We start from the raw sequence: 14,026 nt of genomic DNA on the forward strand, positions 1-14,026 counted from the left end.
ATTTTTTATGACTTATTAGAAAGTGGTGTTGATCAATTTATTCGATACATTCCTGATTTTGAAGAATACACGCATGATTCTGAATTGATTGGTGATTATTTTGAATTAACTGGCGGTACGATTGTGACAAGCTTTAGTGATTTATTGACAGCATTTAATCAACCACAATCAACCATTGAAAACAAAGATTTTTTGATGACGTATTTCTTTGGGTACGAAAAGACAACGACGATTGATTATTTGATTGAAGATGCCGATGCTGCACGACCACGCCATCGTCAATATCCTGAATTACACACATTTGATATTTTCGATACTTTGATTAAGCGTGATACATTGGAACCTATCAGTATTTTTGCGGAAGTTCAAGATCAGCTCGCTGATTTTGAGGAACCGTTCGAACGCTATCTGATTGATAACTATCAAACGATTCGTCAAGAAGTCGAGTCTGATTTGCGCGATGTCTTTAAAAAGACAACGTATGAACGCCAATCCGATACGTTTGAAGTCACGTTGGCACAAATTCTCGAACGTCTGCAACAAAACTATCACCTTTCAGATGCACAAACGAATTTCCTATATGATTGTGAAGTTGCTGCGGAAATTAAGGCCGTACAACCGATTCAAACGCGAATCAATACGCTATTTGATCTCATTGCAGCAGGGCATGACGTTAAGTTAATCTCTGACATGTACTTGCCAAAGTCTGTGATTCAAAAGATGATTACAGTAGCCGACCCACGTTTAGCAGAGTTACCATTGTATGTTTCAAGTGAAGTTGGCTATCAAAAGTCAACCGGTAAGCTGTTCGATTATGTTTTCTTTGATAGTGATTATCACTATTCAAAGTGGGTCCATTATGGTGACAACAAGCACGCTGATGGTAAGGTGCCACGTAAACTTGGCATTCAAACGTATAACCATGATATGGATAGCTTTGTGCCGAACGAATCATGGTATGTTGACGAAGCGCAAGCGCCTTATCGTTATGATGCCTATAAGCTGGCAACCTTGTTCCAACGCCGTCGTCAAGCTCTTGTGAACCAAGCCAATATGACGTTTGATATGTCAGCTTACTATGCGTATGCCTATATTGGACCTACATTTGTGCCATATGTCCACTGGGCATTACAAGATGCTATTGAGCGAGGATACGAAACGCTCTATTTCATTTCTCGTGATGGGTATTATCTCAAGCAAATCGCGGATGTCATGATTGAAGAGCAACAGTTGCCAATCAAGGCTAAATTTATCTATGGTTCTCGTAAAGCGTGGCGTGTGCCTTCATTCATTGATGAAGTCGACCCAGCATCGTTTACACCATTTGGCATGTTTACCTTAATGGATAGCTTTGACGATATGGTCAAGTCTAGTCAACTTCCTGAAGCTGAATTACTTGAATTATTGCCAGAGTTAGAATCGTATCGTCATGCACCAACCTTAAAGGGTGGCGTTGCGAATACAATTCGTGAGATTTTCAGTCAGTCTGAAGCCTATAAGAAACGTTTGTTAGAAATTGCTGCCGAACGTCGACCAATTGTAACGGATTATTTGCAACAAGAAATTGATTTCGATGAGAAATTTGCCTTTGTTGAATTCTGGGGTCGTGGTTATACGCAAGACACATTAACGCGCCTTTTGGAAGATGCAGCCGGGCATCCTGTCGATAATCCGTTCTATTATGTGCGAAACTTTACGGATAATGATGGGCATTCAATTCGTCATCGCTTTACACAAATGCCGGTTAACTTTAGTCCATTTGAATCAATTTTTGCGACAACACCTTATAAGAGTATTCCTGGCTACGTACGCGCTGATGATGGTAGTGTTCAACCAATCATTACACCACAAGAGAATGAGTATCATGCGGCGATTACCGAAAATATCCAGTTATTTGCCCGTAACTTTGTCCACTTAGATGTGGCAAATGAGCGTGAATTTGACCGATTTACTGGTGAAAGTGCTTATAAGTACTTCTTTAAGCACCCATATGATGGTTATATCACTTCGGTCTTTGCGCGTTATAAGGATAATGTGGCAATGTATGGGGAGCCACAAGAGTACGCGCCAATTTTGAGTGCTCGAACGGTGCAATTTACGACACCGCGTCGTTTACGTCAACAAACGCGTAACCTGGAAATGTCTTTGAGTCGTTCGTCAAATGGGGCACGTGCTGCATATCGTCGTACGCAAAAGCTAAAGCGTGGTAAAGTGACTGATATTCCACAGACGAAGGTACCGTACCCGGTCAATGAGCTAAGCCGCTATGTGCACATTGAAACGTTCCCTTGTCGGGTAGTCTTACAAGAAAATCAATTCGTCTATGCTAGTGTGCATTGGGTCAAAGCTGGTAAGAGTAATTACATGTTGAAAAAGGGTACCGTGATTACGGTTTTGGGCATTGATTGGACAGATCAAGGTGTTCCAAGATTACGGACTGCGTTGGGCTATATCTCAGCCAACAAACAACAAACTGCAGTGACATTGAGTGCTGATGCTGATCACATTATCAAACAGCCACAACGCTTACGTCCATATGTTCGCAAGCAAGCTAAAAAGGGTAAGAAGATGCTCAAAGCAATTTTGAAGCGTACGCCTGGCTTTGATATTTAGACGTTAATCACCATAATGTAGTACAATTGAATGAAAGCGCGATAAGTGTTGTTTTTGTGCAAACAAAAATGACACTTTTTGTATTACTGAGAGGGTTAATCAGATGAACGTGAAAAAAATTTCGGATAAATTGAATCTTTATTACCAGCGAGTAAAAAAGCTCTATTTCAGAGTTATCTATATTGGGTTTAAGACGGTCGTACCAGTCCGTCAGAATCAGGTAGCGTTTTTATCAGATTCTCGTTCAAGTTTGTCCGGGAATTTTGAATATATCGTCAATGAGATTAATCGACGTCAAGACCCTTTTAACATGGCATTTGCCTTGAATGGCACCAATTACCAAGCCAAGTCTTTTTGGATGTATACCAAGATTGCATGGTTGATTGGAACCAGTAAATACGTCCTAGTGGACGACTTCTATCCATTGGTTTATCCATTGAAAATTCGTAAGAATACAGAGTTAATTCAAGTCTGGCATGCGGTAGGGGCCTTTAAAAAGTTTGGCTTTAGCCGTGTCGGCTTGCCCGATGGACCAGATCCAAAATCTAAAAATCATCGAAACTATACGAAAGCCATTGTGTCGTCTAAGCATGTGGCACCATTTTATGCGGAAGGGTTTGGCATTGATGAAAGTCGCGTGCGTCCACTGGGCGTCCCTAGAACTGATCTGTTCTTCGACGAAAAGAAGAAAGCAACAATTGTTCAAGAATTGGCAGAAAAGTTACCTTTCATTCACAATAAAAAAGTTATTTTGTTTGCGCCGACTTTTCGTGGGCGTGGGCAGTCTAATGGCTACTATCCATATGAATGGCTCGATTTTAAAGCCCTACATGATACGTTAGCACCATTAGGCTATGTCTTCTTATTTAAAATGCACCCATTTATTAAAGAAGCGGTGCCGATTCCCGATGCGTATACCGACTTTTTCTTCGATGTCTCAAGTTCTCGTGAAATTAATGATCTGTTACTGACGACAGACGTGCTAATTACGGATTATTCATCGGTCATTTTTGAATATAGTTTGTTAAAGCGTAAATCAATCTTTTTTGCACCAGATTTAGAAACGTATCGTGCGACCCGCGATTTTTATGTTAACTATGAGGATTTCGTTCCCGGACCAATTACATCTGATATGTCTGAAATGATTTCAGCGATTCAACATGTTGATACACAAAGTCAGGCCAAGCTACAAGACTTTCTTGATTTTTATTTTGATGATTTAGATGGTCGGTCATCCGCACGTTTTGTTGACGCGTTGGAGAATGATTTTGGACAGCAAGTAAAGGATTAACTGGCGAACATTGATGATAAAAGGTCATACATTTTGCATTAATGACGCAAATGGTGTTCAAGATTAGCGTGTTTTAAATGCCGAAATTATAGTGTATAATCGTCCGAGAGAGATTTAGACAGTTTTCTTGATTTTGTATAGAGGGATATAGGACATAAAAATGAAACTCTGGTTATTTGGAACATATAAATGGCAAGGAAATCCGAAAGCTTTGTTAATGTATATGCAAAAGCATAATGCACAAACACACGAAGTCTGGTGGATTGCCGATACAAAAGAAGAAGCACAAATGGTTGCCCGTCTTGGCTACAAAGCGACGTATGCGCAATCAAACAAAGCAGAACAATTGTTTAAGGATGCTGATGTGTACGTCACTGAAAATTTCCGTGAAAGTTATCCAACAACCTTGAACAAGGATGCCATCATCCTTAATTTATGGCACGGTGTAGGCTTAAAGCATATTGAACTGGGATTAGGTCCTGATTCAACCCTTGCGGAGAGTATTGTTCGTAAGTATTCCCGTAATTATGCCTTATATCGCAATAATTTGAAGTTCTTAGCAACGTCACCCGCAATGGAGAGTCATTTTGAGGCGGACATGGGCTTGACGGACGATCAAATTATTCGCGGTGGTTATCCACGAAACAGCGTCTACCGTGAACCTGGTATGCGTACGGATAAAGGTGCACTTGATTTCATCGATGATTTTGATGAAGTTTATTTGTTTGCGCCAACATATCGTTTTACAAACGTAAATGGATCATTCAAGACACTTTTGCCTGATTTAGCGGCAATTTCGGAAAAGATGGCAAAACATAATGGTCTCTTTATTTTGAAGTTGCATCCATTCATGCTACAAGATCCAGAATACTTGCAAGCTGCCAAGCAATTTGCAGATGATAAGAACATTTACTTCTGGAATGACAAATATGATGTCTACGAGATTTTTGATAAAATAACGGTTGGTGTTGTCGACTATTCATCGATTTTCTATGACCTTTTGGAAAGTGGTGTCAGCAAGTTTATTCGCTACATTCCGGATTATGAACAATATGTCAATGATTCTGAACTTATCGGTGACTACTTTGAATTGACGGGTGGCGACATTGTTACGTCATTTGAAGGCTTATTGCAAACCTTTGATACGGACATTGAGCCCATTCAAAATAAAGACTACTTGATGGATTACTTCTTTAAGTATGAGCAAAACCACTCAATCGAAGACTTGATTCGTGCGGCAGATGCAGCACAACCTAAGCATGAACACTTCCCAGAACTCCACACCTTCGATATTTTTGATACCTTAATCCAACGTGATGCACTTTCACCAGACAGTATCTTTGCTAAGGTGCAATCAGTCATGGGTGACTATACGGAGGAACCATTCTCAAGCTACTTAGTTGAAAACTATGTGAAAGTCCGCAAGCAAGTGGAGCTGGATGTGCGGGATGTCTTTAGAAAGACAACTTATGAACGTCATACAGATAAGATTGAAGTAACGTTACAAGATATTCTGGGGCGTTTACAAGCAAACCACAATTTAAGTGATGCACAAGTTAAATTCTTGGCAGATACTGAAGAACAATTTGAAATTGAGGCGGTCCAACCAATTCAAAAGCGCATTGACCTGCTCTTTAAATTAAAAGCGGCTGGCAATGATGTTATGTTGATTTCAGACATGTACTTGCCTGAACACATCATCAAGGAAATGGTGAAGCGTGCCGATTCACGTTTAGCAGATATTCCAATGTATGTCTCAAGTTCAGTCGGTTACCAAAAGGCTACTGGACGTCTCTTCAGCTATATTTTCTTTGATATTGATTATCATTATCAAAAGTGGGTGCATTATGGAGACAATAAGGAAGCTGATGGGACAGTGCCACGTCGCTTAGGTATCCAAACCTATAACCATGATATGGCTGAGTTTGTGCCAAATGAACGCTACTTCGTGGACACTGCCGATCGGAGTTTCGCTTACGATGCTTATCGTTTGGCAACCTTATTTGAACGTCGTCGTTGGGAATTGCTTGATCCAAAGCAAATGAAGTTTGATGCGCCATCATACTATGCTTATTCATTTGTTGGGCCAACTTTTGTACCCTATGTGAACTGGGCCTTGCGTGATGCCATTGAACGTGGTTACCAAACGGTGTACTTTATCTCACGTGATGGTTACTACCTGAAGCAAATTGCTGATGTCTTGATTGAAACGGAACATTTGCCAATTAAAGCGAAGTTTATTTACGGTTCACGTAAAGCTTGGCGTGTTGCCTCATTCGTTGATGAAGTTGATCCAGCCTCATTTACACCATTTGGGATGTTTACCGTAATGGATGACTTTGATGATATGGTCAAGTCGAGTCAACTACCCGAAGATGAGTTGTTGCAGATTTTGCCTGAATTAGAAGGTTATCGCAATGAACCAACTTTGACTGGTGATATTGCAGTTGGAATCCGTGAAATCTTTAGTCATTCTGAAGCTTATAAGCAACGTTTACTTGAAATTGCAGCAGAACGTCGACCAATTGTGACGGATTATTTGAAGCAAGAAATCGACTTCGATGAAAAGTTTGCCTTTATTGAGTTCTGGGGACGTGGTTATACGCAGGACACACTAACGCGTTTGTTGAAGGATGCCGCCGGCAAGGATGTGCCAAATCCATTCTATTATGTCCGCAACTTCACTGAGACGACTGGCGAATCAATTCGTCACCGTTTCACACAAATGCCAGCAAACTTTAGTGATTTTGAATCAATTTTTGCAACCACACCATATGAGAGTATTCCTGGTTACAAGCGCGTTGATGGACGTGTTGAACCAATCTTTATTCCAAAAGAGAATAATTCACATCAGGCAATTTCTGATAACATTGAACGCTTTGCTAAGGATTACGCAAACCTTAATGTTGACGATCCAGACTTCTTTGATCGCTTTGTTGGCGAAAGTGAATTTGAATATTACTTCAGGCACCCATTTGATCCATATATTTCTTCAGTCTTTGCGCAATACAAGGATAATCTTGCCATGTATGGAAAGACACGTGCGTTTGCGCCTGTTCTAACACGTGCGGATGTTGCTTCATGTCACTCAATTGATGAACTACGGACAAAGACGAAGAATATTGGTATGTCATTGTGTCAATCATCGCAAGGTGCACGTGATGCTTTCAAGCAATTACAACTTAAAGAGGGTGTTCCTGTAACGAATATTCCACAGGTAACCAATATTTTCCCAATTAATAATTTGAACCACTACATTAAACTTAATCAACCCACACCGTTCAAGGTTGAGCTATTGAAAAATCAATATGCATATGCCGGTGTGAAATGGGTTGATACGGCGCAAAGTAAGTTCATTCTTGAAAAGGGAAGCATACTCACAGTGGAAGGTGTTGATTGGAACGTTGGTGGAGTCCCACGCCTTCGTACTTCTGTTGGTTATATTTCTGCCAACAAGGAATTGGTACGAATGGTAACAGATGCCAATGTTGCTGAACATATTGTGAAAAATAACCAACCAAGCATGGATTTGGAAGAACTCAAGTCCAAGACAAAGCGTAAGGTCAAGAATGAATTACGTTCAGCTTTGAATTTAGCAAAATCATTGCCGTTTTTGGATGGTAAATAATTAATTAAAAACAACCTTATCTCTTGATCGGGTTGTTTTTTTGATGTTTTGATTGTGGTATACTTTGCAACAATTACACGTTGATTTAAGATATGGAGATGCGAGTTATGAAAAAATATCTCATACGAAGTGGACTTACTCCGCTAGACTATAAAACGCCTAGCGACTTAATTGCCCGTGACTTCATTGGTACAAATTCAGGAAACATGCTGTATGCCTATGGTATATTCCGTAATTTAGTAAGTCCCGACGTTACGATTGATAGCGACGAGTACGTTGTTAGTATGAATCGTGTGGCGGACATTAATGAGCAGTATGATGGCTACATCATCGCATTGGCTGATGCGATTCGACCCGATTTTATGCCCACGCTTAAGGCACTGACCAAGGTGATTCGTGCTTTAGATATTCCGGTCTACCTAATTGGTATGGGGGTTCGGGCTGATTATGGTGTTGCAGGTGCTGATTTACACTTTGAGTATGATGATATTGTCCGTGACTTTGTTGCGGCAATCTTGGAGAAGTCTAGTGTTGTTGGTCTCCGCGGTGAAATTACATCACAGTATTTAACCAATCTTGGCTTTAAAGCCGGACAAGACCATGTTGTGATTGGTTGCCCATCAATGTATGCATTTGGTCCGCATTTAAAAATCAGAGACTTACCTCGCCATGTCAATCTACAGACGGCACGGTTTACCACAAATCTTTCAAAAAGTGCACCGCAAGCCACAATGGACTATCTGAATCATTTACATCGTGACTATGCGGATGCGAGTTATATTCCACAAGAGTATGATGAATTTAAATTGTTATACACTGGTGGTTCAACTTTTTCAATCGACCATTATCCATCACATATCGAAGATCCAGCATATGCAAGCGGTCAAGCAAAATTCTATCTCAACGCACCAACTTGGATTAATGATATGAAGTCAGCGGACTTTAGCATTGGTACTCGTTTTCATGGTAATGTTGCGGCGACTTTAGCTGGAACACCAAGTATCACCATTCCGATTGATGCACGGATGCAAGAATTAGTTGAGTTTCACGGTTTACCCTATATCTTGCCGGAACGCTTAGCTGAAAATCCAACTCCTGATGTGCTACTACAAGAGTTGGATGTACATGCGCCAGAAAAGAAACAAGCTACCAATTATGCTAATTTTATCGCCTTCTTAAAAGCCAATGGTTTGGAACCTACGATTGAACAAGACCCAGAAATGGCTTATGCCGATAAATTAGAAAAGCAAGCGCACTTATATCGAGGCGTTGCTTCCTCTGAACAAATCTCGGATGTTGAACGACGGGCACGGCTAGCTGAAGGGACTACGGCTAATCTAATCAAAGAAAAGCGTTTAAGGGCAGCGATCAAGCACCATCAAGAGAAAAACCGAGCCTTAACAAATGAAAATGATAAATTGCATGCACAAATTGAACAACTCCAAAAGCAACTGAAAACGGCAACAGAAACCCCTGATGAAGAATAAATCAGGGGTTTGTTTTAAATTTATTGGTTTAAATATTTTGACCTTTAATCAAATTGATGCTATGCTTTTGTAAGCGAATCAAGTATAAAGGAGATTAACGATGAAAAAAGTACTGATTGTCATGACAAATGTACCAACATATGGTGAAGCCAATGACGCCACAGGGCTCTGGCTTGGCGAAGTCACTGAATTTGTGGAAGAACTAGAAAAAGCGGGTATTGCAGTTGACTATACAAGTCCAAAAGGTGGGTACATCCCGATTGATCCACGTAGTCTTAAATATGCAGACGCTTCCATTATGGATTATTATCGGTCACCAAACTTTATCGATCGGGCTTTGACGAACTCAATTCCAGCTAATGCAGTTGATGCAGATGCATACGATGCCATCTATTATAGTGGTGGCCATGGTGTGATGTGGGATTTTCCAAACAATCCGTACCTTCAAAGAATTAGTGAGCGGATTTACCAAAACGGTGGCTATATCACATCGGTGTGTCACGGAATTGCCGGGCTGTTTTATTTACAAGATGAACAAAAGAATCCCCTGATTACGGGTCGTAAAATTACTGGATTTACAAATGGTGAAGAATTGTTAAGCGGGAAAATCAAACAAGTGCCATTTAGTAATGAGCAATTAGCACAGGAAAAAGGGGCTAAGTTTGAAAAGAAACGTCCGTATAAACCATTCGCAATTCAAGACGGTCAGTTTATTACAGGTCAAAATCCATTCTCACCACGACAAGTCGCAACGCTTTTAATTAAAAATCTACGTTAACTCATGAAAGGAGCAAACTTATGCAAACAATTCTTGGAAGTAATGGACAAATTGGTCAGGAACTAGCGAAAGCTTTATACGCTGAATACACGCACGATATTCGTTTAGTAAGTCGAAAGCCACACCAGGTACACGCCACTGATGAACTGGTTGCAGCAGATTTATTGCAATATGATCAAGCTTTACAGGCCATTGCAGGCAGTGAAATCGTCTATTTTACGGTAGGCTTACCTTATTCACTCTGGGACACTCAATTTAGACTAATTTTGCAGAATGTGATTAAGGCTAGTCAAGTGGTGGGCGCCAAACTCGTGTATTTCGATAATACGTATATGTACCCCAAAGATGATACGGTTCAAGTTGAAAGTACACCAATTGCCCCAGTTGGACCGAATTCTACAATCCGCGCGGAAATGACGAAAATGGTGCTAGATGCGATTGAAACTGATAATTTAGAAGCGGTGATTGTGCGGGCACCTGAATTCTATGGTCCAGGTCAAACACAAAGTATTACGAACTCAATGCTCTTAGACCCCATTAAACAGGGAAAACGGGGCTATATTCCAGTTAGTCGAACCACATTGCGCACCTTAATTTGGACACCTGATGCTAGTCGAGCCATGGCATTAGTTGGAAATACACCCACTGCATACGGACAAACGTGGCATTTACCAACAGCCACAAGTTTGTCTTATCAAGATATGGTGCAAAAGGCAGAACGTATTCTCAAGCACGAAGTTAAGACGCTAACAGTTCCCATGTGGGCTTTTAAAGTTGGAAGTTGGTTCAAACCTGAAATTAAAAATATGAGCGAATTGCTACCACGCTATCAGTATGATAATGTCTTTAACTCGGATAAGTTTCAAAAGGCTTTTCCGGATTTTGAAGTCACATCAATTGATCAAGGCTTGATGCAAATTTTCAAAGAGGCCCATGATATTTAAGAAAGGTATCAGGTATGAGCAAACAATCGGATTTAAGTGAACAAATTAACCATGATTTCTCGGAAGTGACGGATTTACTGGTTGCATTAGGGGATAAAAAACGGTTAGAAATTCTCTCTAAACTCATCACGGCATATCACCAAGAACCACTATGTGTTAAGGATTTAACGGAATTGACTAATCTTTCGCGCCCAGCTGTCTCGCATCATTTAAAAATTCTGAAAGATGCTGGGATTATTAACTATACCAAGCAGGGGACGCAAAGCTATTACTATATTGATAATGTGCAATCAAATATCGATAAAATGCAACATTTAACAAATGATTTACTGAAAATCACGTGTTAAGATAACTTTCCTTGACACTGCAGGTTCAATTCGCTACAATATAGTAAAGAAAGCGCTTACAAGGGCGTTACATCAGAGGGGGATAAACTTATGTCAGATAAGAAGATTTCAGCAGGACTAGCAGCATTAAAGGTTATGGAAGGCTGGGGTGTCGAAACAATCTACGGTATTCCATCAGGAACATTAAGTGGATTCATGAATGCCATGGGAGATCCAGAGAACAAGATTAAGTTCTTGCAAGTCAAGCATGAAGAAGTTGGGGCGATGGCTGCCGTGATGCAAAAGAAGTTTGGTGGTCAACTAGGTGTGACAATCGGTTCTGGTGGGCCTGGAGCAACGCATTTGATTAATGGATTGTATGATGCAGCTATGGATAATGTGCCAGTTCTTGCTATCTTGGGTTCAAAGCCAGTGCGTGAATTGAACATGGATTCATTCCAAGAATTGAACCAAAACCCAATGTACGAGAATATTGCGGTTTATAATCGTCGTGTGGCAACACCAGAACAATTGCCACATTTGGTTGATGATGCGATTCGTACAGCGATTGCCAAGCGTGGAGTTGCAGTGCTTGAAGTGCCAACTGACTTTGGTTTTGCCGAAGTGGATGAAGAATCATTGTATTCAACACCACTTTATTCATCTGGATCAGAATTCCAAAACTATCGTTCAGCTCCTGTCTTAGAATCAGAAATTGATGCAGCCGTTGACTTGTTAGAACAAGCTAAGCGTCCCGTCATTTATGCTGGAGTTGGAACGATGGGACATGGAAGTGCGGTACAAGATTTAGCACGTAAGCTAAAGGCACCCGTCATTACCACTGGTAAAAACTATGAGACTTTTGAATGGGATTTTGAAGGCCTAACAGGTTCAACTTTCCGTGTGGGTTGGAAGCCAGCCAATGAAATGATTTTGGAAGCCGACACAGTGCTATTTGTTGGATCAAACTTCCCATTCTCGGAGGTACAAGGAACTTTCCGCAATGTTGATAAGTTTATCCAAATTGATAACAATCCGGCTATGATGGGAAAGCGTCATGAAACGGACGTTGCCATTTTGGGTGATGCCGGGGAAGCAATTGATGCGATTCTTGATAAGATTACGCCAGTAGAAAATTCTGCATGGTGGAATGCTAACGTCAAGAACGTTCAAAACTGGCATGAGTATATGGACAAGTTGGAGCATAAGACTGAAGGACCCTTGCAAGCCTACCAAGTTTACAACGCCATCAATAAGTATGCGGATGATGATGCCATTTACTCAACCGATGTTGGAAATGTGACCCAATTGTCACTTCGTCACTTGCACATGACACCAAAGAATATGTGGCGTACATCACCATTGTTTGCCACAATGGGAATTGGTTTGCCTGGTGGGATTGGGGCTAAGAAGACATATCCTAACCGTCAAGTTTGGAATTTGATGGGTGATGGGGCCTTCTCAATGACCTATCCCGATGTTGTAACCAACGTGCGCTATAACTTGCCCGTGATTAATATTGTCTTCACGAATAAAGAGTACGGATTTATTAAGGACAAGTACGAAGACACCAATGAATACAATTTTGGGGTCGACTTTACTGATGTTGATTACGCTAAGGTTGCAGAAGCCCAAGGGGCAGTTGGCTTGACGGTTCGTCGAATTGAGGATATTGATGAAGTCATGCAAGAAGCTGTGGCTCAATATAAGCAAGGACGTGTTGTTGTCGTTGATGCTAAGATTACCCAAGACCGTCCAATTCCGGTTGAGACATTGAAGGTGGATCCAAAGCTTTATGGTGATGATGTCGTTAAGGCGTACAAGGAAAAGTACGAAGCTGAAGACCTCGTGCCACTTCGTGAATTCCTAGAAGCTGAAGGACTAGAATCACGTTATATCAAGGAAAATGATACTGATAACAAGTATAGTTTCTAAGCTGGCGTATAAAATTCACTTATGATAAATCAAAAGACGTTCAACTCATTTAAGAGTCGAACGTCTTTTTTAATTGAGATGGTTAATAAGCCCCTCAAGCTGACGCGTCATGGCGTCGGCATTCTCTTGAATGCGGCTTACAGCATAGATGTTAAACGTTGGTAAATCTGCATCAGTTAATTTAATTTGTTTTAAATCCTGATCGACATCAGTTAAGGCAAGGGTGGTGATAAAACTCATCCCACCGTGTTGACGGACTAAGTCTTTTAAAAGCGTGAGATTACTGGTTTGGTACGAAATGGTGGGGTGCACACCATTATTTTCACTGAGTTGGGTAAAGACCGAATTGTGAACAAAACTTTCATTTAATAGGATAAATTTTTGTTGATCTAAATCTTTGAATGAAAGCTGATCTGGAGCGGCCTGATCTGCAGTAACGAGTACAAATGGATAGGCACTAATCTGTTTACATTGAACATTTTGGAGTCCTGTCGGTGGCGTAGGTGCACCAATGAGCGCCATATCTAACTGCCCCAGACTCACCTTGTTGATTAAATCGATACTACCATTTTCAATGGTTTGTACATGTTCTAAAAGATTATGTTCAAGAAGTAAATGACTGAGTTGCGGAGCGTAGTAGGTGGCAATGATTGGTGGCAGTCCTAGCGTCAATTTTTGCTGCGTCTGAAGCTTGATTTCAGATTGGGCAAAATGATATTCGGCAACGATTTTTTGTGCAGCCAGATAGAGTGTTGAACCTGCGGGAGTTAGCGAAATGGTTTTATGAGATTGGTCTCGTTTGATTAACTGAGCTTCAAAGTGTTCTTCAAGGCGTTTAATAGCATACGTCACACTGGGCTGACTAATATCAAAGTGCTTGGCGACTGCTGTAAATGAGTGTGTTTCAGCTAAATCAATAAAATAAGATAAATCGTTAATATTCATGCGATGCTCCAATCTCATATAAGTATATCTTATTATAACACGTGGGTTTGACTATAAATTTAGGTGGTGACTACAATGT

General features: G+C 40.7%; 9 protein-coding genes. 8 read left to right on the forward strand and 1 reads right to left on the reverse strand.

The genetic code is table 11. From position 1 onward, the window contains the following. From D3P96_RS08390 to spxB, 8 genes are all read left to right on the forward strand, one after another. Positions 1–2,613: DUF5776 domain-containing protein (locus D3P96_RS08390; RefSeq protein WP_221621570.1), on the forward strand; the 2,613-nt coding region annotated here is incomplete at its 5' end. Positions 2,614–2,716: 103 nt separating this feature from the next. After that, on the forward strand, positions 2,717–3,904 hold the full coding sequence (locus D3P96_RS07540) for a CDP-glycerol glycerophosphotransferase family protein (RefSeq protein WP_124943759.1): 1,188 nt from the start codon (positions 2,717–2,719) through the stop codon (positions 3,902–3,904). A 160-nt stretch (positions 3,905–4,064) separates the two neighbouring features. Continuing rightward, complete coding sequence (locus D3P96_RS07545) at positions 4,065–7,532, forward strand: CDP-glycerol glycerophosphotransferase family protein (RefSeq protein WP_124943760.1); 3,468 nt, start codon at positions 4,065–4,067, stop codon at positions 7,530–7,532. Between the two features lie 107 nt (positions 7,533–7,639). After that, complete coding sequence (locus D3P96_RS07550) at positions 7,640–9,019, forward strand: polysaccharide pyruvyl transferase family protein (RefSeq protein WP_185696128.1); 1,380 nt, start codon at positions 7,640–7,642, stop codon at positions 9,017–9,019. A gap of 100 nt (positions 9,020–9,119) precedes the next feature. Then, positions 9,120–9,797 (forward strand): type 1 glutamine amidotransferase domain-containing protein, encoded by a 678-nt coding sequence (locus D3P96_RS07555; RefSeq protein ID WP_124943762.1) that lies wholly within the window; start codon positions 9,120–9,122, stop codon positions 9,795–9,797. Positions 9,798–9,817: 20 nt separating this feature from the next. Then, complete coding sequence (locus tag D3P96_RS07560) at positions 9,818–10,741, forward strand: NAD-dependent epimerase/dehydratase family protein (RefSeq protein WP_124943763.1); 924 nt, start codon at positions 9,818–9,820, stop codon at positions 10,739–10,741. Between the two features lie 14 nt (positions 10,742–10,755). Next, entirely contained in the window at positions 10,756–11,088 is a 333-nt protein-coding gene (locus tag D3P96_RS07565; RefSeq protein WP_124943764.1) for an ArsR/SmtB family transcription factor, read from the forward strand. A 90-nt stretch (positions 11,089–11,178) separates the two neighbouring features. Beyond that, positions 11,179–13,002, forward strand: coding sequence for a pyruvate oxidase (gene spxB, locus D3P96_RS07570; RefSeq protein ID WP_124943765.1), 1,824 nt, complete (start codon positions 11,179–11,181; stop codon positions 13,000–13,002). A 69-nt stretch (positions 13,003–13,071) separates the two neighbouring features. Here the strand turns inward: spxB and D3P96_RS07575 are convergent, their stop codons facing one another. Continuing rightward, entirely contained in the window at positions 13,072–13,947 is an 876-nt protein-coding gene (locus tag D3P96_RS07575) for a LysR family transcriptional regulator (protein WP_185696129.1), read from the reverse strand. Positions 13,948–14,026 lie beyond the last annotated feature (79 nt).

This window comes from Weissella viridescens, assembly GCF_003862435.1.
In the GTDB taxonomy this organism is placed as follows: Bacteria; Bacillota; Bacilli; order Lactobacillales; family Lactobacillaceae; genus Weissella; species Weissella viridescens_A.